The sequence below is a fragment of the Leptothoe sp. ISB3NOV94-8A genome, assembly GCF_043421595.1.
Taxonomy (GTDB): Bacteria; Cyanobacteriota; Cyanobacteriia; order Phormidesmidales; family Phormidesmidaceae; genus Leptothoe; species Leptothoe turfae.
Genome location: NZ_JAXSQW010000002.1, coordinates 251,855 through 274,304, shown reverse-complemented (window position 1 = coordinate 274,304; position 22,450 = coordinate 251,855). Strand labels below are relative to the sequence as shown.

Annotated in this window: 11 protein-coding genes and 2 pseudogenes; 3 read left to right on the top strand and 10 right to left on the bottom strand. The window is 42.9% G+C overall.

Translation table 11 applies throughout. From position 1 onward, the window contains the following. Positions 1-318: 318 nt before the first annotated feature. Positions 319-564 (top strand): hypothetical protein, encoded by a 246-nt coding sequence (locus SPB21_RS31695; RefSeq protein WP_163669686.1) that lies wholly within the window; start codon positions 319-321, stop codon positions 562-564. Positions 565-673: 109 nt separating this feature from the next. Here the strand turns inward: SPB21_RS31695 and SPB21_RS31690 are convergent. The 5 genes and pseudogenes from SPB21_RS31690 to SPB21_RS31670 all read right to left on the bottom strand — a co-directional run. Next, a pseudogene (locus SPB21_RS31690) lies at positions 674-1,480 on the bottom strand (putative bifunctional diguanylate cyclase/phosphodiesterase); the annotation flags it as partial. Positions 1,481-1,651: 171 nt separating this feature from the next. After that, positions 1,652-2,563: pseudogene (locus tag SPB21_RS31685) on the bottom strand (GGDEF domain-containing response regulator); the annotation flags it as partial. Positions 2,564-2,632: 69 nt separating this feature from the next. After that, positions 2,633-3,952, bottom strand: coding sequence for a histidine kinase dimerization/phospho-acceptor domain-containing protein (locus tag SPB21_RS31680; RefSeq protein WP_499869034.1), 1,320 nt, complete (start codon positions 3,950-3,952; stop codon positions 2,633-2,635). Positions 3,953-4,027: 75 nt separating this feature from the next. After that, positions 4,028-4,921, bottom strand: coding sequence for a phosphate/phosphite/phosphonate ABC transporter substrate-binding protein (locus SPB21_RS31675; protein ID WP_499869032.1), 894 nt, complete (start codon positions 4,919-4,921; stop codon positions 4,028-4,030). 210 nt (positions 4,922-5,131) lie between these two features. After that, on the bottom strand, positions 5,132-6,475 hold the full coding sequence (locus tag SPB21_RS31670) for a Na+/H+ antiporter NhaC family protein (RefSeq protein WP_499869031.1): 1,344 nt from the start codon (positions 6,473-6,475) through the stop codon (positions 5,132-5,134). Between the two features lie 229 nt (positions 6,476-6,704). Between SPB21_RS31670 and SPB21_RS31665 the strand changes: the two genes are divergently transcribed. Further along, complete coding sequence (locus SPB21_RS31665) at positions 6,705-8,165, top strand: glycosyltransferase (RefSeq protein WP_499869030.1); 1,461 nt, start codon at positions 6,705-6,707, stop codon at positions 8,163-8,165. Here the strand turns inward: SPB21_RS31665 and SPB21_RS31660 are convergent. The 4 genes from SPB21_RS31660 to SPB21_RS31645 form a co-directional block, all read right to left on the bottom strand. After that, positions 8,162-8,791, bottom strand: coding sequence for a LysE family transporter (locus SPB21_RS31660; protein WP_499869029.1), 630 nt, complete (start codon positions 8,789-8,791; stop codon positions 8,162-8,164). The two genes, SPB21_RS31665 and SPB21_RS31660, sit on opposite strands and share 4 nt — an antisense overlap. Positions 8,792-9,029: 238 nt before the next feature. Next, positions 9,030-15,263: a DEAD/DEAH box helicase gene (locus SPB21_RS31655; protein ID WP_499869028.1), complete on the bottom strand. Its 6,234-nt coding sequence runs from the start codon at positions 15,261-15,263 to the stop codon at positions 9,030-9,032. 16 nt (positions 15,264-15,279) lie between these two features. Beyond that, the gene (locus SPB21_RS31650) at positions 15,280-16,197 is read right to left on the bottom strand and encodes a hypothetical protein (RefSeq protein WP_499869027.1); all 918 of its coding nucleotides are present in this window, start codon (positions 16,195-16,197) and stop codon (positions 15,280-15,282) included. After that, positions 16,194-20,090 carry a hypothetical protein gene (locus tag SPB21_RS31645; protein ID WP_499869026.1) on the bottom strand — a complete coding sequence of 1,299 codons (3,897 nt, stop codon included), beginning with the start codon at positions 20,088-20,090 and terminating at the stop codon, positions 16,194-16,196. Before SPB21_RS31645 ends, SPB21_RS31650 begins: the two co-directional genes overlap by 4 nt. Positions 20,091-20,339: 249 nt before the next feature. Here SPB21_RS31645 and SPB21_RS31640 point away from each other — a divergent pair, with 249 nt between their 5' ends. After that, positions 20,340-21,533: a helix-turn-helix transcriptional regulator gene (locus SPB21_RS31640; protein ID WP_499869024.1), complete on the top strand. Its 1,194-nt coding sequence runs from the start codon at positions 20,340-20,342 to the stop codon at positions 21,531-21,533. Here SPB21_RS31640 and SPB21_RS31635 read toward each other — a convergent pair. Next, positions 21,527-22,300 (bottom strand): ABC transporter permease, encoded by a 774-nt coding sequence (locus SPB21_RS31635; protein WP_163697995.1) that lies wholly within the window; start codon positions 22,298-22,300, stop codon positions 21,527-21,529. The two genes, SPB21_RS31640 and SPB21_RS31635, sit on opposite strands and share 7 nt — an antisense overlap. Between the last annotated feature and the right edge of the window lie 150 nt (positions 22,301-22,450).

The window sequence follows — 22,450 nt, the reverse complement described above, 5'->3', positions numbered from 1 at the left end:
ATGGGGTCCTTAATGGTGTAAATATGCATTGGTAATGCTGCAAGCCATGGCTGGAATGACCGTATAGGTGGGTTTTAACTGACTATCAGGTAGCCACAATAGACATGTTGCATTGTTATGAACTCCATAAGATGTGAGCAGGTTTAATCAAAAATTCTGGATTTGGTAAATTGCATGGGAATTCTATAGGTATAAGTTTCTTCGTCACTGATGCAGACTTCCCCCGGTCTGTATCCCTTTAGAACCATGCATCCAATCTTGAAAGACTGGTTACAGAACCTTGGCTGCCTTGTCCCCCTCGGCTTTTTGGGCCTTTGCATGGCCTTCATTACGCATTGGGTATCTACAGAAACAGGCCCAGCCAGGATAGTGATTGTATGGCAAGCCAGAATTCTAGAAGGTCAGTATTTCGATAAGGTCACGATGGCGGCTTTCATTTTGCCCGCACTCATCGGCGCATGGCTAGTATATGTTAGCTTCCGTCGATTTTTGACAAGACTCGGCGTCTATGATCGGCCAACAAATGCAGGCTTTAAACGTCCCAATGAGAAAATATATCGCTGATTCGACTGAACGCGATTGCTGATTTAGGAGATGTACCGATCTAGAGCTATGGCTATTTACCGGTGTTTCATACCTAAAGTCATCCTAAGGAGCAGCAATGTCGACTGAACTAGTGGAGGGTGGCTACCCTACCTTTATCATTCTTAATATTATCCGTTAGCCAATGATGGGACCAAACAGGCTGAGTGAATAGCTTAGCCATGGTTGTACTGTCGACCGGCTTAGAGAAGAGATAACCCTGGCCTAATTGGCAGCCAAATGTTCTCAACTGCTGTAGCTGTAGATCTGTTTCAATGCCTTCGGCAACAATATCCATTCCTAGGGTATTTGCCAGGGTGACAATCGCTTGGAAGATACCGACATGTTTGGGATCTTGGCCCAGCTGATTCACAAAAGCTCGGTCGATTTTAAGGGTGTCGACGGGAAACTGAGTGAGATAACTCAAAGAGGAATAGCCTGTACCAAAGTCATCGATAGCCAGTTGGATGTTTTGCGATCGCAATCTCTCCAGAATAGATGCAGCTGATTTACTACTCTCCATAATGGCACTTTCGGTAATCTCAAGTTGTAAGTTCTCAGGTTGCAGATCTGTGTCTGCTAACATCTGTTGAATGCGTTCTACCAGATCTGGTTGAGCGAACTGGCGTACCGAAAGGTTGACGCTTACCTTTAATTGCTCTAAAGACGGATGCTGCTGTTGCCACTGACGGAACTGTTCGCAAGCCTGACGCATCACAATTGCGCCTAAAGGAACAATTAATCCAGATGATTCAGCTGCTGGGATAAACTGGATCGGTGAAATAAATCCCTGTTCAGGATGTTGCCAACGCACCAGTGCCTCCATGCCTCGGATTTCTCCAGTAGCAAGAGAAACAATGGGTTGATAATGAACAATAAACTCCTGGCGGTCAATAGCCTGTCTGAGATTACTCTCCAACTGCACCTTTTCCAATGCCTGATCGTGCATGTGGGCATTAAACACACAATACGCTGCTATATTCCCCTCCGTCCTCCCTGGTAAAGTTAAACCTTGAGAATAAGCCTGAGAACAGGCAATGCTAGCATCTCGCAGAATGTGATCCGCTCTAGAATACTGGGGTTGTCCTAGGGTTATCCCCCATTTTGTTTGCAAGAAGATCTGATGATGATCAACAATAAACACCTTTGATAACTCTCCCTGAACTTGTTTAGCCATGGCTAAACAAGTTTGCTGAGCAATCTCCCGGTTAGCTGCAAGGCCCTTTAGTAACACCACAAATCGATCACTCTCAATTCTAGCGATTACTGCCTGGTCAGAGAAACCATGGTTAAGGCGATGTGCCACCTGTAACAGTAGATGGTCACCCACTAGGTGGCCAAATGCATTGGTAATACGTTGAAAGCGTTCACACGTTAAACTCAAAACGGCATAGGTTTCCGATAAAAATTGGGTTTGGTCCATAGACTGTTCTAGGACTTTGACAAATCCAGGTAAATTTAAGCAATCCGTAAGCCGATCGTGGGTGGTTTGATAAATCAGCTTTTCTTGCACTCGCTGACGTTCAGCCATCTCTTCCTGGAGTTGAAGGGTGCGTTCCACAACCCGCTGCTCTAGTTGTTCATTGAGCACTTTTATCTCAGCCTGGGCCTGTTTAAGGCTTAAATGGGTAGAGATGCGGGCTAATACTTCCTCAAGTTGGAATGGTTTTGTGACATAGTCAACACCGCCAGATTCAAATGCTTTTACCTTATCGAGCGTCTCTCCCATAGCGCTGACAAAAATAACTGGAATCTCTTGAGTATTTTGACAACTTTTCAGCTGACGACATACGGAATAGCCATCCATATCTGGCATATTAATATCCAACAAAATCAGATCGGGCGGTAAGGATTCAATCGCCTTCAGGGCTAAAGCACCGTTGATTGCGCAGCGAACCTTATACCCTTGATTGAGTAATATGTTAAATAACAGTTGAAGATTTTGAGGTGTATCATCAACTAAGAGAATATTGCTGGTCATGCTAATTCCTTGTAATATTAAGAGTTAAAATGAACACTTGATACCATTAAATGAGATAGATTGACCCTTCTAGGTCAGTCCTAAAATGTCAGTCGTGTAATTGGTGATCTTGTCAAACCTAAAGTTAGTGACCCAAGTGTGTAATTGCATAGCCAATTCATGGTGACTGTCCATGATCTGTTGAATCAGAGTGGAGGTTTTCTCATGATCGAGTTGAACAGCCGCTTCATGTATCTGTGTCAGCCAGTCTTGAGGCATAGCAGCTATCTGGGCACGAATATCCTCAGCTGAAACCGCTTTAAAAGGGGGGATTGCGTTCTCAGCGGTTGCTGTGGGAGCATCCCCTTCATCAGGATGTAAGTCAAACGCGATAGACTCAATAGATGCCTGACCAGATTCAATCTTTGCCATTTCCAGAATGTCATTAATCAGTGATAGCAAATGCTCCCCACTGTTATTAATAATTTCAAGGTTTCGCTTTTGGGCAGGCGTTGTGTCACTCTCATAGGTCATTAGCTCACTAAAGCCTAAAATGGCATTTAATGGTGTTCTCAACTCATGGCTCATGTTGGCTAAAAATTTACTTTTTGCTTTATTTGCAGCAATTGCCTGATCTCTTGCCTTAGCAAGTCCCACCAAGTTTTCCTGAAGTTGATCAGCCATACGATTCAATGCTCGCCCCACCTGACCAATTTCGTCGGGATATCGAATTTGAATGCGCTGACTGAGGTTTCCTTCTTCAAAGCCATGTGCAAACTTTCTTAGGGACTTTAAAGGCCCATGCACCTGTCGGTTAAATAATAAAATTGTTAAAACAGCGAGTAACAAACTTACCGATAGAGCTGTAATGATGCTATTCACAGCAGCTCTGAAACCTTCTGAGCGCACTCGTTGAGTCGAGAATCCGATGTGTACTTCTCCTAGGGGTTGCCCATAGGATGCAATCGATACTTGTTTTTTATGCACAAGTGGCAATCGATCAACCGTTGCTAGTAAAGTTAGAATGTCATCCTGTGGCGTGTCAGTATTCTGTATTACAGACTTGATCAGAGGATGTTCATGATTGAGGTAACGAGTGAGCGCTTTGCCATTCTGGTTGATAATGACGCTATAAACAACATCAGTTTCTTTAGCTGTCTGTTGCATCAACGTTTCTAAATAGAGAAAGTCGAGATTAAAAATAGTTTCCGGGGCAATATCTCGAATAAAATTAGTATTACTTTGTACCTGCTTATGCAAGATCTCCATTTGTCGCGCCTGATTGCGCTGTATTTGTAGTAGGCTAAAAATTAGTTGCACCACCAGCACAAAAGAACTAACAGTCGTCAGATAGCGTAATGACACACTATTTTTAAACTGACGCATTAACCACTTACACAGATCCTTCATACTGGTCGAATCTGATAACAAATAAATGTAATATCTGTGATAGTAGTCAATATTCTGTTGATAAAAATGTGGTCATTACTCAACTGGAGCAGCATCCCAACTTTTGAGTTCTAAGGTCTCCACCAAGCGATTTAATGAGTCATAATTGACTGCTGGGATGAAGCTATCTGCTTTTAGTGTTGTTAAAGCAGGGTGATCAATCGGCAGTCTGAGGAGGGCGGCTTGCATTTGTTCAGCCAGCTGAGGATCGGTACTTGATAGGGCTGCGATGGGCCATTCAGGATACAGCTCGGTTGTATGTGGATAAAAGAAGTCATCGTCTGCCGCATCAATAACCCGTATTTCACCCAAATCGTTAAGCAGTCCTTTATTGACCATTTTCTCTAGCTGTCCCGTGCGAATAAAGCCCACATCGATTGTTCCATTAAGCACAGCGAGAACAATATTATCTTGGGATTTGTTTTCCACAAAGCTGCTGAACTCTTTATGGGGATCAAAGTCGTTTTGCAACAGGTGATAAATCTGAAATGTACATCCTGCTGCTGCTGTTTGAAAATTAACACAGGCTGCTTTTCGGCCTTTCAGGTCTTGGATAGATGTAATATCACTATCAGCATTGACGACAATCAGACCGCTAAACTGAGCACCGGTTTTAGGGCGAGTGTGGGTCACCAAGAACTCAGTGTCATAAAGTCGCTGAATCTGTACGGCAGCCAAGGGATTATTCGTAGTGAAATCTAATGCTTCTTCTGCAACCTTAGTGAACTGACTTTCTTGAGATAAGATAACTAGCTCAACAGGTCGACCAATCTCAGTTGATAGATAATTGAGCAGGGGGCCGTAGCGCTCGTTTACAGAGACCGCACTGTCAATGGCTAATACTCCAAAGTATACGGGGTCTCCGGTTACAGGAGCAGCATTTTGTGTTGGTTGGGTATCCGTAATCTCCACATCTGTGGAATCAAGCACAGGCGCACCGCAAGCTATTCCCAAGCTCAGTAAAACTAAAGGCACTACCTGCAAACGAATACACCTGGAGAGGGTAAAGCGCATGGGTTGGAAATGAATACGAACGACAGAGGTTGGCAACAAACTGAGTGATAAATCAAGCTGCCCTATTATTAATAGTGCCTCCGGCGTTTTGCAAACTAACAGGGAGGATGCGATTAAGGCCAGGACTTATTTTTGAACGGTAGCTAGCACAGGTACAGACTCTAGGCGAGCAGGCCAGAGCCAGTTACAGAGGGGAACGAGGTAGAGATACACCGCAAACGGAATGAAGCCCGGACCAGCCATCAGTAATGTGGCGGGGACTAACCCCGCAATGTTCCAGGGAATCATGGGTGCCAGCACAACGGCTGTGTTCTCTAGGTCAATGGCTACTTGCTGGGCGTTATGGCCCTGTTGTTTATATTGACGCGATACCAGCTGATGGGTAAGTAAAATAGTAATGGTTTGGGTGCAGCCAAAGGCTCCTGAAAGCAGGCTAATTAAGGTTGTGCCCGCAAAGAGAGTACGCTGTTGTTGCGCTATGCGTAACCAACGTCCTACACGGTCCAGGCTGTGGGTATTGCTCAAGAGTCCTGATAGGGCGGTTGACAATAAAACAACAGCACAAACTTTTAGCATGGGCCATAAACCGCCGCCCAACAAAATAGTATCTAGTTCGGAACTAGATTCCAGTCGAAAACCCCATAGGGTAAAGCGGAGAATATCTGTAAGAGAATAGTGTTGCAGACCGATCGCTAAGATAACGGCCAAGCCCCAACCTAGACTGATCGTAAGTTTTACATTCACGCGTATCGCTGCCAGTGCCAACACCAGTAAAGCCGGAACAAGTGTTACACCATGGAGATCAAACGTAGCTGCAATTTGTCGACTAATGTCGGACTGTTGAGAGATTTCTAATGGATAGAACCAGGAAAATATGCCATAGGTCAGTAACGTTAGTGATAGGGGCAGCAGAGACGTTAACAGCATTTGTTTCAGATTCTGGTAAATGCGTGTGTCAGTAACTGTTGCGATCAAATGGGCACTGGAAGAAAGCGGAGAACACCGATCACCCACATAAGCTCCGGCAATAATGGCCCCAGCCACCAAATTAAGCTGGGGCATACCGCTGCTGCGGGCCATGATCATCAAGGCTAAACCAATGGTGCCAGCAGCCCCAAAGGAGGTGCCAAGTAAGGTGGATACTAATGCGGTCAAGATAAAGGCCGACAGTACAAAGTAGTGGGGGGCAATCAGCTGGGTGCCGTAGTAAACAAGGGCTGGTACGGTACCCCCAGCGAGCCAACTACTCATGAGGGCACCAATGAGTAGCAAAATGCTAAACACAGGCCAGGACTGTCTAGCTCCTTGCCAACAGAAACGTAGGAGTGTCAGTAGCCCATAGCCGCGATGTAGGTGGATAAGGATGAATAGTACGATCGCACCCGCCAATGGCCACATTAGCGCTATTCCCTGTAGTGCACTGATCAACAGCAATGCAAATGCAGCTAACAAGCCAAATACAATATCCATAGAGGCATCCAAATATTGGTTGATTTACCCATCCCATCCATTATGCGTCTGACAGTTCTCAGCTTTGCCAGGCTCTAACGGTTTTTTTTGCGCAATCGGAGAATTTTTAGATAGATTTATTGCCTTAAATCAGCAACCGCTAAGCTTTTTCCCAGCCTATTCATAATTTCGTTGACTATAATGCCTCTGCTGGCAGCTTAGCCCGCCTAACAACATCAGTATTAAATACATGAGCCTGTCTGACATTGTCACCAATGCCTATGACTTAATCCTATGCATCATTGCCCTTTATAGCTTCCACAGGCTACTAATTATCTGGCGGTTCTACCATTATCGACATCAAGCATCGCAGCCGCAGCAGTATTACACCGACGCCACGCTACCAAAAGTCACCGTCCAACTGCCCATCTTTAATGAAATGTATGTGGTGGAGCGACTACTAAAAGCTGTTGGTGAGCTGAACTATCCGATCGACAAATTAGAAATCCAGGTGCTTGACGACTCAACGGATGAAACTCAAGAGGTCTGTCAGCAACAGGTAGAGCAGCTCAGACAACAGAATCTGGATATTCATCATATCCATCGCCAGCAGCGGCAAGGCTTTAAAGCAGGAGCCCTAGCCCATGGTTTAAACCTGGCAAAGGGGGAACTTGTCGCCATTTTTGACGCTGACTTTGTTCCACCACCAGACACATTGCTCAAAATGGTGCACTATTTTTCAGCCCCCCAGGTGGGCATGGTGCAGGCTCGCTGGGGGCATCTAAACCGTGGCTATTCTCAGCTAACGGAATTACAGGCGCTGATGTTAGACGGACACTTTGTAGCCGAGCAAACCTCTCGCAGCCGCACAGGCTGTTTTTTTAACTTTAATGGCACCGCTGGCATTTGGCGGATCAATGCCATTAGAGATGCAGGCGGTTGGCAACATTCTACGGTTACCGAAGATTTAGATCTGTCTTATCGAGCTCAAATGCAAGGGTGGCGGTGTATCTACTTACCAGATATCAGGGTACCTGCAGAGTTACCCATGGAGATGAATTCATTTAAATCCCAGCAGTTTCGCTGGGCTAAGGGATCTAGCCAGGTGGCAAAGCTGCTATTGCCGTCTCTTTTACGGGCTGACTTCCCGGCCCATATTAAATGGGAGGCCTTCTTTCATTTGACCAACAACTTCAACTATCTGTTGATGTTGCTGATGCTTCTACTCTCTTTGCCATATCAGCTCTATGTTATGCCTTACCGTTGGCAGTATGCCATATTCTTCTACGTACCACTGTCTTTAGTAACCTGCATTAGCTTAGTCAGCTTTTATTTAATCTCCTTACAACAGCCCAGGAAAAAGCTGTTTTCCTGGGATATATTACGGAACCTGTTTTTACTAATGGGCGTAGGCATTGGCCTTAGCATCAATCAGTCCCTGGCTGTGTGTGATGGTCTGTTGCGTAACAATAGGGATTTTATCCGCACACCCAAGCATGGTGTAATTGGCAAAAAGGAAAGCTGGATCGACAAGAAGTATCGAGCGGCTAAAAATTGGGTGCCCTATTTAGAGCTGGCGATGATGGTGTATTTGGTGCTGACGATTGCGATCGCATTCACCAACCACCACTACTTATCGCTTCCTTTCTTGGTGCTATTCCTGACAGGCTATGTCTACACATTCAGCCTGAGCGTGTTTCAAACTCGTTAGTCGCTAAGCTTAGTCACCGCCAGCCGTAGCCCTAACAAAATTAATAACGCTCCCGTTACCCGCTCTAACCAGTGAGATACATCCATTAACAGCTGTTTTACCCATCGCTGAGAAATTAATAATGCTAGTAAAGAGAACCAAACAAGGGATTGTAATGCCACGGTGCCACCATAAAGAGCCTGAGCTGCGAATGGTGTTTCTGGCTGCACAATTTGAGTGAATAGGGCTAAGAAAAACAGTGTAGCTTTGGGGTTTAGTAAATTGCCAAACAACCCCAATCGAAAAGCAGCAAATGCACTGACAATCCGTCGATTATCTTGTAGAGATTCGGTTCTGACAGGTTTGGCCTGTAGAGATTTGATGCCCAGGTAAATTAGATACCCAGCCCCCAGCAGCTTGAGCCCATTGAATAACAAAATGGATTGGGAAATCAGCGCGCCAATGCCAACCAAACAGTATGTGGCGTGAATAGTATTCCCCAAACCAATACCCACTGCCGTATACACGCCAGCTCGCCGCGAATAGGCTAAGCTACTCCGCAATGTCAGCGCAAAATCGGGTCCAGGGGTGATAACAGCCACCAAACCCATAATAAATACCGTTAACCATCCTGCCCAAAATGCCATCACACACCTGCAATGTAACTCAAGCTTTAGGTTAAGGCAAAGCAGAATCAAGTGCTGGATGCATTAATACCAAACTCAAATAAGTAGGTGGCCAGAACTATTCAAGAGCCCAAAAGCTATTAGACAAGCATCTTAGCGATCTAGAGCTGCGTTTACTTCTGGCCACCTACTTAGCAGTCAAAAGCGCTCAAAAAGCTTGGGTATCGAATGCTAATGAATTTTTGACTAACATGTTGCCTTACTCATCAGAAAATCGAGTAATCACAATATATGAATCCTGGGTGGCAGAGTAGTTATTTTTTGCAGTTTTCTTCAGAAATGCTAGCCCTTGATCAAACATCAATCTATACTTTTGGCCATCTTGCTTCTTAATCACTAAACTTCGAGCATGAGGAAAATGGAATCGACTACGCCGTGGTTGAACTTTCGTATCAACTACAGCACCTTGAGATTCAAGCACCTGAAAATGCATCTTTAAATCAGACTTTCGTTGTTGAGTAGGGCAAGTTCTATAGTCATTGTTATTTTCCCGAACACTAATTGATACCTTAGTTGTTGAACCAACGCTCGGAACTTGGAGTAAGTCTGATAAGATTTCTGCCTTATCTTTGTATAAGTAACGGTCAGTGTAGGTTACTTCTATGAGTGGACTGCCAGTCAAAAGTGTTAGTAGTCCTAACTTTTGACGTAGCTCATGAAGACTAAGATTTTGCCATTCTCTTTTGACTTCTGGAAGAATAATAGTAGTGTCAGGATCATGTAGTTCTGATGCTGCAATTAAGGTAGAGCCAGATCGTAACTGCTGTAATCGTTCTAGAACTACTTTTCCACCTTTCTTACTACGTGTCTGTAACCATTGCCAGACATTGTTTGAATCATCGTGACTCAGTCTCAAACCCAAGTAATGGTCCTGAGCTGTAACGATACAAAGTTCTGGGAGTAACTCATCGTGGGATTGGTATATTTTCAAACGGCCTTGATCGCTCCACTGTGAAAGGCGTCTTCTAAGCAGGCGATTTTGATCTGATATAGCCTGTGGCAAATCATGGATAATTAGTTCTGGAACACCACCATTCTGCTCAGCTGAGCGGACAATGCTTTTTAAGCAGTTTAACCAGGATAGTGAGGAGCCTTGTTTGAGTTTATAGGTATCGATTAGCTGAGGAAGATAGAGAATAGAACCTTTACCTGCCAGGTTGAGGACTGTAGGTAATTCGTCAGCAATAGCTGTTAGGCTAGCTCGATGAGAGTTAGGTGCAAAGTCTTTCAGCTCATTGTCTGGCGCTACCTGGTCTACAATAGGCTGGAGAAAATCGGAGACGAGTTGACGATCTAGCTCCTCATGAAAAATTTGGTTGTTATAGGTCTTCAGACAGTCATAGCAGCTACTATCACAGGAACAGGTTGCTGTTAAGTGATAGGCCTTTTCAAGAATGTCTTGAAAGTTTTCGGCTATTTGAGTACTGTAACCAGCCCCTCCAGGTAAGTCATCATAAATGATAATTTCAGCTTGACCGTCTGCCACAGGTACAAACAAACCATCTAGCTCTTCTCGACGAACATCAATTATTTGTGCTGCTGCTGCCAACAAAGCATAGGTCAAAGAACGCCAAAATTCTTTGGAGGCATCTTGATCATTAGAGATTTGCCCACTTCTGAATAACGCATTAGGAGATGTAGAACGTTCGAATTTGATTTTAACTAGGTCACTATAAAACTCGTGTCCTAGATGTATAGAAACCCCCTTTCCCGTACAGTTCTTACCTAGTATTGGATGTTTATGTGATTTACGAGGTGTTTTTTCTTTTCTTGACTTCTTACCTTTCTGGTCAGTATGAGACTCTGTCAAATCGCGACCACAACTCTCACAAATCCGAAAATAAAAAGCGCCTTGATTATAATTGCCCTTATTTGCTAGGAAAAAATGACTGTTCCGACTAGTTGTTAGTTGACAAATGCCTTCTAACGAAATCGTTTCAAGCTGTTCTCCTTCCTTCGCCAAGAAAACTTGCGATGTTGGCTGCCGAGTTGGCTTTAAATAGGGAGCTACATCAGGCGTCTGAGTCCAGTCAGTAATAAAAGCTTGCGGAATACGATACTCTTTGACTTGCATATCGCGAGGATTAGGTGAGTTACCGCAAATAGGACACTTATCGACGAGGTCAGCATCACTGGAAGGTGATTCAAAATGATTACAATTTTTGCAAACCCAGTAGAACTTTTTCTCTAGCTTATGAGGACTTAAGACCCCTACACTTTTATAGACTCGATCATCCACAATAACATCCTGCCCTGGAGCGTATTCTCCTAAAGCAAGACGACGATCTCTCTCCAAACGATGTTTTCCTTGAGAAGACTTGTGAAAATCACTTTTTTCGGTGAGTAGTCGCACAACATCAATAGGAAAACCATAAATAGGTAAAATGGCAGCCTGAACAAGTTGCTCATGAAGACGGCGATTAAGAACCTTTTTGAGTTCAATTTCAAGACTATCCCGACTTCGTTCGAGCTGACGTCGCTGATCACGATCACGATTTTTCTTCGCAACGTCTAGTTCAGCCTCTACATCGTCTAGGAGCCCGACTAAATCATTCCAATGGCTGAGCTGATCTTTTTCAAAACGATCGATTTCCTCATAAAAATTGTTTCGGAAGGCAGCACAGGTGTTAGGGCTGTTCAACCTAGATAACCATGCCTGGCATATGCTTTCAGCACACTGACTCTGTAGCCATCGTCTTAGCTCAGAAATCATCGCTGTTGGGCTAGCACAATCGTTTCCTAGAGGTTGAAACTTATCTGAGAGGTCGAAGAAACCAGCTATAGTAACTTTTTCAGTGCCAATACCCTCCTGAGTTTCTTGCAAAAATATAGCAATTAGTTCGGCTCTAATGTGGCGTTGCTGGATCTGTAGATTGCTCGCATCGATCTTAGGGATCTGGTTACTACCTGCAATCAGCTCTTGAGGCTGCTCAAAGTAAAACCTATCATGCGGGCGGCGCTGACCATACATTAGGGTTACGGCTACACCATCCGTTCGACGCCCAGCTCGCCCAGCTCGTTGTTGATAGTTGCTTACGTGAGGAGGGAAATTCCGCAGAACAACAGCCTGTAGTTCGCCAATATCAACTCCCATTTCTAGGGTGGTCGAGCAGCTTAGCAAGTTGATTTTACCTTGTCGGAAATTATTTTCGCGCTTAGCTAATTCTTCTGTGCCTAGCTGAGCTGTATGCTCCTGAGAGCGTAATGGTAGAATCCCTCTGTTCTTGATGATATGTTGTTGAGCGTGCTGATTAGCTGCTGCTTCAATTTTCTCATGCTCATATTTTCGCAGTGTACCTTCACATTTGAAAGCTCGGCAGACTCTCAGATTAATTGAAGCTTTCGCTTCGAGGGCTTCTGATAAATCAGGAATATGGGCAACTTGCTGGCAAAAATCGCATTTATACCAACCTTCTTGAGTTTTCCATAAGGTCAGTAAATCCCAGTTAAGGTGATAGCTTCCCTGAAGAGCTGCAGGCACAAAAATACCTTCTGATTCTAACTGCCTGAATAACCAAATAAAGTCTTCTTTAGTAGGCTGATTGTTATCTCTGAATGAACGTTTAAAGTACCAACTGATCCGAGTAAGTTTATCTGAGCAGAAAGCAAATGAGCCACGAAATTTATTCTGCATCTCCTTATTTCTTTCCAGAAAGAGGTAGATTAATGTTTTCCCCTGAGTATTAACCATAGGTCGTCTAGACCCTACGACCCCACCTGTTTCTGGGAAATAGCTAGAAGCCCCATAGATACTGACTGTTCCTGATCGACGGATGATATTAATAAGGCCAGTTAAAAAGATACGGACTTCGCCTTTAGACATATTTAACCGCTCAGCAACAGCCTGGATAAGAGTATCGGAAAATTCTAAATGGCACGCTAGTAAGGCAAAAGCCTCTAATGAAGAACGACGAGCATAAGCAACTGCAAATTCTTTTAGTAAAAGTTCCTTTGCCCGTTTTTCTGCCCTATCTTTGCAGTCTCTAGGGTTCTTAGGAGTATTATCGACATCATCACGGCTCACATAGCTTGTGTAGTTTAGCTCTGACGTTCTATCAGGATGAGGAATCGGAATTTCTAAAAAATTGTCTCGAAGTTGATTCGTTACTTGCCCTACCGAAGCACTCTCTTGTTGATCTTTGACCTGATTAAACGCCTGCCAAATCATTTGACGATAAAGGATCTCTGTATGGTTTCGCTGAAAATCAGAGGCAAAGAAAGCAGCATCCTGACGTCCATCAGAAAAGGTTAACAACTTACGCTTAGACGATTGCATTACTGAATTTTCCTCAGGCAATAGCTCAAAAAGGCTATCGATCATCGCTTCTAAGGGGGCGTCTGTATAAGCTACAAGCCTTCGAATTGCATAGGTTCGACTAGTTCCATACCCACAAGCAATGCATTTTCGTAAATAGCAACCATTCAGTTTTTCGTCATCTTTTTGTCGATGCCAAGCCAGCTGATATTCACTGCTACCATGAACTGAGGATTGAAATGGTTTATCTGCTGGTTTTCCTATCCAGCCATTCCCTTGTTGTAGAATCGTGAGAGTTTTAGCATCGCTATTCTCATATGAGTCGGAGAGTTCATTCTCTTCATCTTCTGTACTGTTAGAGATGTTGGCTAATGTAGTGGTGTAAATACGTTCTTGCTGCTTTTTATCTTTCAATGCCTTATACGTCCTTGGCAGTGGTAAAAGTTGACCTTCTCGACTGAGCTGAGTCAATACATACTCCTGACCACATTGGGAACAACTACCTACCTCAAGAACAGGCGAATGACATCTATCACAAGCCTCTTTACTATTAAGATAAATGTTACGACAATCTGTATTAATGCATTGAAATAGACCTTCTAAGCTACGGAACAATAGGTGTAACCGCACAGGTAATAGCGGCAAGTCATTATCGTTAAATCTTGCAAGAGTCCCAAGCTGCAATAGGTTTGCTAATGCTTGCTCAGAAATTTGGGTAACTTTCTCATCAATTTCGCCATCTAGGCTTAAGGGCAAATCAAAACCCCATAGATTTGTAGACTGGAAAACGTCTTCCCAGGGATAGGGACGGTTACTAAGGAAATCAATTAGCCGATGAATTAGTGGGTGTTGCCTCAGTGCAAACCACAGCAGCTTGTGTATATCACCACCTGCTTTATTCAATGCTTGATCAAGTCGAATCTTAGGAACAATGTAAGATAATTCATCTATCCAAAGCTGAATATCTGCAGTCAGCTCCGGCAGTTTCAGCTCACTGAGATATTCCCAAATGTCCTCAGCCTCAAAATCAGGCAAAAGTGTATATGGCTCACCCAGGCGATCAACAGCTGCTTGACGTTTGCCACGAATGATTTCATTGAAAGGTTCATCAAACAGAGTCTTGGCAAACTCAAGAATTTCTTGATTAGTCTCTTCTTTTCCTAAACTAGCACTAGTAGCAATGCAGCGAATTTGACCACTTTCTTGACTCAGAGCAGCTTTGAAACGCTTTAGAAGCATCGAAACTTCAGTCCCGGTTGAGCCATTGTAAGTATGGGCTTCATCTACGATGAGCAACTTAAACACTGGCGAGGAAGCAACAAATACATCATTGCGCTCTTTAGGGCGAATGAGCATATGCTCTAGCATAGAATAATTAGTAACAAGAATATGCGGTGGCTGTTCCCAAATTTCCTCTCGTGAAATAGCTTGAATTTTCTGAATTTTTTGAGCAGCTGCATCAATCAACTTTTCAGGCGTACTAAAATTTTGTCGATTTTTTTGCTTTTCATCCTCACTAAAAAGGTCTAGGAGTTCTTGCCTGTCATAACTCTGCAATTCCGACAGGAGAATATCTTCAGCCTCTTTAGGCTTACGCTCAGTTCGACTTGTATAAAATCCAAAACGAATAGTTGGCTGATCAGAATCTTGGCGACAAAGCAACTTACGTAGTCTTTTAACCTGATCATTGACAAGGGCGTTCATTGGATACAAGATAAGTGCCCGAACGCCCGAATCATAAAGCTGTTCTTGCTCTTTGAGGAGCATATCCATCATTGAAATTAGAAAACATTCAGTTTTTCCAGAACCAGTCCCTGTAGCAACAACAATATTTTCATGTTGTTCAACAACTGCTTCAATAGCTTCTTGCTGATGTTTATATAGTGGTCTGCTACCCTTAGGATCTGATGGGCTCTTAGCGGCATCAAACAAATGAATCATATCTGAATGAAGTTTGCCAGAGTCAACTAAATCAGCAACACTACTTGCCGAATAGTAAGGCTGTGCCCCCTCTAAATAAGGATGTTGCCATACCATTCCTGGTTTTTCTAATTCTTGCTTGAGGCGTTCTCGGAGTTCCTCATCTCGTAAAGGATAAGCCGTCATCAGATGACGAATAAAGTCCTCCCGAGGTTGCTTAACAACAGCTATAGGATCAAGATACGAATGATTAGCCATGGCATGTACTGCGAGGTTAAACTAAACAGCAACCCAACTGTTGTAGGGCTTCAAGAATGAGTGGTTGATTAGTAGGTTTTATGAAGCGAGTTCGTTTATGCTCAAAATCTGGCTCTGACAAAGCCCAAATCCATTTTGCATAGACACTAGGCAATGACGTCTGCCTTAAATGGAGTAGCCCTTTAGATTTATCCCATGCAAGTTTCAGAGGACAGTCATGGGCCCGATCTAGCCAAAATGCTGCTAAATAAGCAGTGTCTGGCTCAAGCTCATAAAATGATTGAGAATCATACCAAAGGAAATTGCCCGAGTGCAGTCTAAGTAAACTAGGAGTTGATGGCGGCTTAGATACAACTTGCCAACGCTCATGCTGCGTGGCATTAACTTTCGGACAGTAACATTGAATAGGCTGCTTTGAGTTAGTCTGTCTAAAAGGATTATCTGCCCAAGGTACTCTGAGTTCTGCTTCAGATATTGGACGAGGTTTAGGTAAACGATCCACCTGTTGCGATAGGGTAATTAACCGAACACCCACATGAGCTAAGCAGCCTTGAATATATTGCAATCTATGAACTCTTGGTCGAATAAGCACTTCATATTGATCTTGATCCGTCTCTAGAATTTGATGTGCTAAAGGCAAATATGCGCGATCACCTCGAAAACGGACACTCCTGACATTTTTTTCATCTTTAGTAAGGACAGCTGGCGGTGCCATACAGTAGCGCTTTCCAATACCCTCTAGAATTTCACCTTGAGCTATCAGTTCACTGAGCGAGGTCTGAATTTGCCTAGCAGAGAACTCATAGTTATGAGGGGTCGGATAACTCTTTAGTAAATTAATGAGCTGTGTTCTAGTTAGTGCTTGGGGTAAATTTGCATTATGTGGATGACGATGATTACTTAAAACTTGAATGATTGGCTCGAACCAGTTCATACCTCATCCTCCAACATTCGTTCAACATCACTGATTTTGAGTGGCCGTCGTTCAATAGACTGAAACCCTTCCACCTGGCGAAGCAGATGATTGATTTCTGCAAGTTTTGCTGCACTTTCTACCTGCAGCAAAATTAAGTTCTTATACTCCTCTCGACATTTTCGAACCGAAAGTATATGGGAAACATCAGATATATTCTGATGACGAACGTTGTCCAGGCAGGTAAGAAATATTTTTTGTTTGCCTGCACGAAGTGTAACTAAATACCATTTATCTGAACGAGATGATTTCTCAGTAGATGTGGTAGCTGGAAAATTTTTCTCTTCAGGATTTTCTGGAACAGGCTCAAATTCTGACTCTATCGTTTCGTTAGTCTTGGGCTTAGCTCTATCTCTCAATAAAACAAGTTTTTGAATTAAAAGCTCCTTGTCTAACCAATCAGGTAAGTGATTTGGCAGGTTTTCTAAGGCTGTAAGACCTGACTCAAGTTGCGATAGACACAAATCCAAAGACAACTGATCCAATGCCTCAGTAAATGTATTTAGAGGCTCATTATCTAACAATGTATAGCAATAATTCTCGATTGCATCTCTATTTTGTATTTCCTGCTTCTGTAATTTGTCAGGTAATTCAGGTTGATCATCCCCACACCACCACCCAAGAGGAGTCAAGGCATGTGAGTATTTTAGTTGCAAGTAATATATGCCAGATGATTTTGGCAGCAAGACTTCTGATCGTCCTGTTGCAGTAATAGACATCTCCTCGTCTGGTAATGTCGGTAACAATAAATTCCAACAAAGCAGAGTCGCATCTACATTAAGATGTGAAAAGACAATGGATTTCTCAGTCAGTTCCCAGCTTATGGATTCATCAGGATTGCCGTAAGAGAGTACGAGTTCGGTAGGAAATCCTACTCGTTGATAAGCAAGCGTATATTGCTCAGACTCTGGTAGATGACCATAGAGGGTAGCTACACCAAACGTTAACTTACCTATGGAGTCAGCTTGAACAGTATATGTAGTATTATCTTCAGCACTCCTCAGATAAAATGTAACTGTTTCCAAAGGCCATAATCCGTTGATCCCTATGTCATCTGCCCAGAATTGATCAGTCGTTTGAACTTTAGCGTTTTCACCGTCAGAAACTACCGGAACGGAATGGTTAATTTTTATTGGGGGATGCTCAGGCGGATCATTAAGCTGATGTGGCGCTTTAACTTCAAAGGAATATCCCCACTCTTGCGTATCAGTCCACACCTTCATTTCATAGACATCAGCTGTATCAATCTGACTATCAAGTTCAATAGATATAGAATGTTCACGTGAACCTACTTCTACCAACTGGCGAGCTACAATAGCTTTCTGTGTAATACTCTCGATGAGTAAATTGACTGTTTGATTGTGTGTGTTAGATGGATATTGAAGGACCGGTTTACCCAAATAAACTGGCTTTTTACCGCGTAGCTTAGTGCCTTGCAAAATAGGAGACTGATCGTCTGAACTTTGCCAGATAACTTCTATTGATTTTTCACTGTCCGAGGCAGATAAAGAGATAGATGATCGTTGTTTAATTAGCTCAATTTCTTGTCCTATCCATCCGTGCAAACTAGTAGGTAAATATTCATCCCATATTTCAATACCTTCTCCAACTTCTAGAAGCCAGTCCTTTGGCACGAAGCAGATAATAGATGTTGTACCAGCGATAACAGGTGAAGATAGAGTCAAAGGAATATGTTCACCTGTGTTGAAATCAAATACTAAACACGGAAATTCAGAATCAATACCAGGTTTTTGCCAGGTTAAGACCTGATGGTGCAGATGATTCTGCAGATGCCATTCCCATAAAAGTTCTTGTGAATTTACAACTGTAGAGAGTTCTGGGATCTCTAAATCACCTTTATAAGGAATGATACCTTCCCATTGACCTTCGGTAATTTGACAAAATGTACCTCGAAGATCTCTCCAATCTTTTTGCCAAAGCTTTTGCTCTGGTAGCACCAGCTGAGTATTAAGAGTTTCGATATCTAACTGTAGGGATAACTCACGCTGCCGTCTACGTAAGCCTTGTTTACCTTCAGAAGGTTTAGGGGTTAATATCTCAGCGACTGTACTCCAATCACGCAGGAAGAAGCTGGAGGGCAAATAGTAATCATTTAGAGCAGCCTCTCGATGTTCTGGGTCAAGTAAAGCTTGGGGAGAATACCCTTGTTGTTCTAGTTGCTGGGCAACCATTGCAATCCCTCTAACAAGCTGACCAGATAAGGCAATCTCACCTGATTGCTCAGCACAACTAACTTTCAAGAAATTATTCAAGGTTCCCCATGAAGCATGTTTTGACAGGGAATGCTCCATTAGAGCCTGAGATAGTTCTTGCTCATCACTATGAGCAAGTCCCCACCAACCATAGTCATCAGAGACCTCTTGTACTAACTGTGCAAAGTGATTTAGATTGTGCTTGGGGATACCACTCTGTAACCATAGGGTAGATACATAGGTATATCCGCTCTGACTTTTGATCAAACCTAACGTATTAGTCCCATCCGAAACAATTCGACGTAATGTTTTCTCAATAGCCTGTCCTGATGGTATATCTAACCGCTCACAAAAACCGTCCCAGAAGCGATCTTCAGAATAGTAGTAAGCATACTCAGATAGGGCTAATGTTAAAAGTTTTAGCCAGTTTTGCTGAGGCTCATCAAATTCTTGATAAAGGCAATTGTAAGTCAAACTTTTCAGCCGTCTTAAATTCTCTCCAATCACCTGAAGTAAGTAGTTACTAGTATCTTTATCAATACCGACACTACCCAGAAAACGAAAGCCTAGAGGTCGATCTGCATGTTGCCATTTCGGCAAAATCTCATTCTCCCAAAACTCTTGACTGTGGTTAGCATTCTTAAGATTAAAATTAAGTCGAGAATACCCCTTATTTGAAGTAGATTGAGCTGCCTCCTTTTCCTCTGAAATTGATATTTCAGGATTGGAAGGCTTCTTGATAGGAAGGGATAAAGCATCCGGATTCATCTCTACCGGAATTAAGTCATCTGCTATTCCCGGTTGCTCATCAGAAGTAATAGAAAGTTGATCTGCTATTTCCGCCTGTATATCTGACGCACCTTGTAACTCGTTTAATGCTTTGAGCTGATCTTCTGTTTCTGTTATTTCAGCAGCTAATTGTTCTTTCGTAAATTGTAAAGCACTGATATCAGTCTCTAATTGAAGTCGTAGATTAGAGAGTTGTTCAATCAATTCGTTAAGTGCACGCTCTTCTGCTTCTAATTCACTGGTCCTTGTAGTCAACCCTTCTATAAAATGCTGTGATTCTCGAATTTGGCTCTGTCTTTGGAGAGATTGATCCTCAAAGTCTTGACAGTTTTTTTGCTCAGTCTCACGCAAAAGATTGAGCATGTTATTTAATTCTTGCCTCTGTTGCTCTAACTGTTCATTATCGAGCCTAAGATTTTCCGTATGATTTTCTTTCTCTAATATTTCATTATCAAGTTGTGTTTTTTGCTGACGAAGCTCCTCAAGTTCAATATCTAACTGCTGCTTCTGCTCTTTTATATTATTGAAATCTTGGATAACTTCGGTCCGTTGTTGAGTCAGTTGCTTTAATTGAGACGTCTTTTCAGTATGGGATTGAGTGAGATTCTCATGTCGCTTTTCCAGAGTCTCAATTTTCTCTTGAAGTGATGAAAAGTTATCGGTCAAAAGCTTTCGCTGTCGCCAATCAAGTGCTAGGACACCAATACTAGATGCACTTGTACTAGCTCCACCACCTACCAGTGCCTTTCGTACATCACGATTAACCGCATAATTGATGCCAAAACTCACACCAAAGACAACTGAACTGAAGATAAGCCATTGCTTAAGTTTCTTATGTTTCAAATTTGACATGGCGAAATCTACAGTCCAATGAAATTCGGCAAATATCTACGAATGATGAGTGGCTGCATCCTGATACCACTTTTTTGCTTGAAACTAAATCCTTAAACCAAGACTAGCGAACTATTTATATAGTGACCAGATATAGCCAATATTTTTAGATCTCCCAATTTATTGGGGTAACCCAATAGGAGCAGACATTTCAGCTATTTATCTACAAATCAGATAATATTGCCTTTAGTTTGGCAATTTGAATGCACTATGCATCGCGCTCGCATCCCAAAGAGATACAACAGCCCAAAAGCTCTAAAACGCTTGCTAATGCTTGTACTGACTTTGATTGAACATCCTGGTGTAGGAAGCCCAGACGCAGCTACAGAGACATCAGCTGAACATCACAATGCGTTACAAATACTTTGCGATCGCATGCATGAGTTGGCAAAAAGCAAAGGTATAGACTTTTCTTGCTCAGCTAATACTATTCGTAAGGATCTTGGATTTCTAAGACAATGGGGCATCTTAAGCCCACCAATGTATCGTTGGGGATACTTCCTAGGTACGGGTCTTATGACGCGCGGGGAATTGCGTACTGCATTGAATGCTCTAGCTGCCCAGGCAACACACCAAAAAGAGCCTCAGGTTAGACAACTCTATGAAAAGCTAACTCGACGAATCAAAACTATCGATCCTTATGGTGAGCTTTTATACCCTGTACGTACACAGTTCAACCAATCGATTATCTATACTGATCCAATTGAAATGATGTCTGATGGGCACTATAGACCAACTTTAATACATGAAATCAAACAGCTAGAGCAATCGATTTTAACAGGCGAGAAAATTCAACTTTGTCACTCAAAAAGTCCATATAGCAACCGCCCGCGCGGATACCTCTGGGTTTACCCACTACAAATCATCCACAATAATATTGCTTGGTATCTTCTATATGAACATTTTTCTGATCAACATCTAGCAATTACACGATTAGATCGTTTTAGCGATCACTATAGAAAATCAGATTCTGAGAGAAGAGGTATTGCTGTTCAGCAGAAAAAACTAAAAACAGCGCATCAACTTCTTGCAACTGGTTGGGGTTTATTTTTAGGAGACCTACAAGATCAAAAGCTAGAGTTACAAGGCAAGCTGAGTTTTACCAAGGTTATAGTTAGGTTCTTTCCTCCAATTTTACGATTTATTCTCGAAGGTGAACACCGACACCAAAGTCAAAAAATTATCAAAGGCCCTATGAAAGATGGTGTCTTAAGCTATGTAGATTATGAAGTTAGCCTTCCTCCGAGATCAGTCAACGAATTTAGCCGCTGGGTTTATGGATTTATGGGAAATGCACAATTTATCGAGCCGAAAATATTGGCACAAGAACACCACAACGCTGCAAGACTAATATTGGATCGATATAGCTTCAAAACTGAGAATAGAAATATCAAATCTCAGTAACCACCCAAAATTCCCTTGCGTTTTGCCTGGCGCTCAGCCCAGCCAAACACTAGTAAACCAATCCCAAAATAGGCCGCACCATTAATTAGGGCAATACCAAGCAAAGATATATCCAATCCTTCTCCACGAGCCATCAGATCGCGCAGTAACCCTGTGCTTGGCAACATCGGCAAGAAATTTGCAACTATCCGAGCACGACCGCTCCATTCTTCAGTGGGGGCTGCCAGGAGGAACAATAAAGCAAACTGAAAGATTGGCAAAATCTGTTGCACACGCTTAAAAACCAATGCGCAGGACCCCATAACAAAAGCAAGACCGTAGGCTGCCATCAACAGTGTGAGCAATGGAAAAACTAGTCCTAACGGAAACGATAGTTGGCTGCCGGTAATGCTCATCAGGATAAACAGGATGAGGACAATGATGGTCATTCGTAGGGCTAGACTTGCGATCGCACGTGCAAAAAAGATTGTCGGGGCCGCAAAGGGTGACAGAAAAATCTGCTCTAGAGTCCCGGTCTGAGCCTCAGCCTGAATATTAAACGCAATGTCATTGACGATATATAGCGCCAGCGTCCACAGCACATAGCCCACCACGACAGAATCTAGACGATCACCAAAGTTGATCGCCGGACCTGCCATGTATTGTGCACTCACAAACAGACCGTAAAAAACTGTGGTGATAATAATTATCCCGCCAATGATCTCACTGGGGTAACGAATGAATTGAATCCACGTCCTTTTTAATTCGCCAATAAGTAGGTTAAACATGCAGAATCTATATGGGATAGGCATTTCTACATGATGACGGATAATGAAATTTAGCCCAAGGATTGAGTTGAATCGTCAGTTTGGGAACTGGTAGTCGATAAGAAGATGCTTCGAGATCGCATCATATTGGACACCTGACCGTCCTAACCA

Coding starts and splice junctions, on each gene's coding strand:
- SPB21_RS31695 (WP_163669686.1), top strand. CDS start 319: ATGGCCTTCATTACGCATTGGGTATCTACAGAAACAGGCCCAGCCAGG.
- SPB21_RS31680 (WP_499869034.1), bottom strand. CDS start 3,952: ATGAAGGATCTGTGTAAGTGGTTAATGCGTCAGTTTAAAAATAGTGTG.
- SPB21_RS31670 (WP_499869031.1), bottom strand. CDS start 6,475: ATGGATATTGTATTTGGCTTGTTAGCTGCATTTGCATTGCTGTTGATC.
- SPB21_RS31665 (WP_499869030.1), top strand. CDS start 6,705: ATGAGCCTGTCTGACATTGTCACCAATGCCTATGACTTAATCCTATGC.
- SPB21_RS31660 (WP_499869029.1), bottom strand. CDS start 8,791: ATGGCATTTTGGGCAGGATGGTTAACGGTATTTATTATGGGTTTGGTG.
- SPB21_RS31655 (WP_499869028.1), bottom strand. CDS start 15,263: ATGGCTAATCATTCGTATCTTGATCCTATAGCTGTTGTTAAGCAACCT.
- SPB21_RS31650 (WP_499869027.1), bottom strand. CDS start 16,197: ATGAACTGGTTCGAGCCAATCATTCAAGTTTTAAGTAATCATCGTCAT.
- SPB21_RS31645 (WP_499869026.1), bottom strand. CDS start 20,090: ATGTCAAATTTGAAACATAAGAAACTTAAGCAATGGCTTATCTTCAGT.
- SPB21_RS31640 (WP_499869024.1), top strand. CDS start 20,340: ATGCATCGCGCTCGCATCCCAAAGAGATACAACAGCCCAAAAGCTCTA.
- SPB21_RS31635 (WP_163697995.1), bottom strand. CDS start 22,300: ATGTTTAACCTACTTATTGGCGAATTAAAAAGGACGTGGATTCAATTC.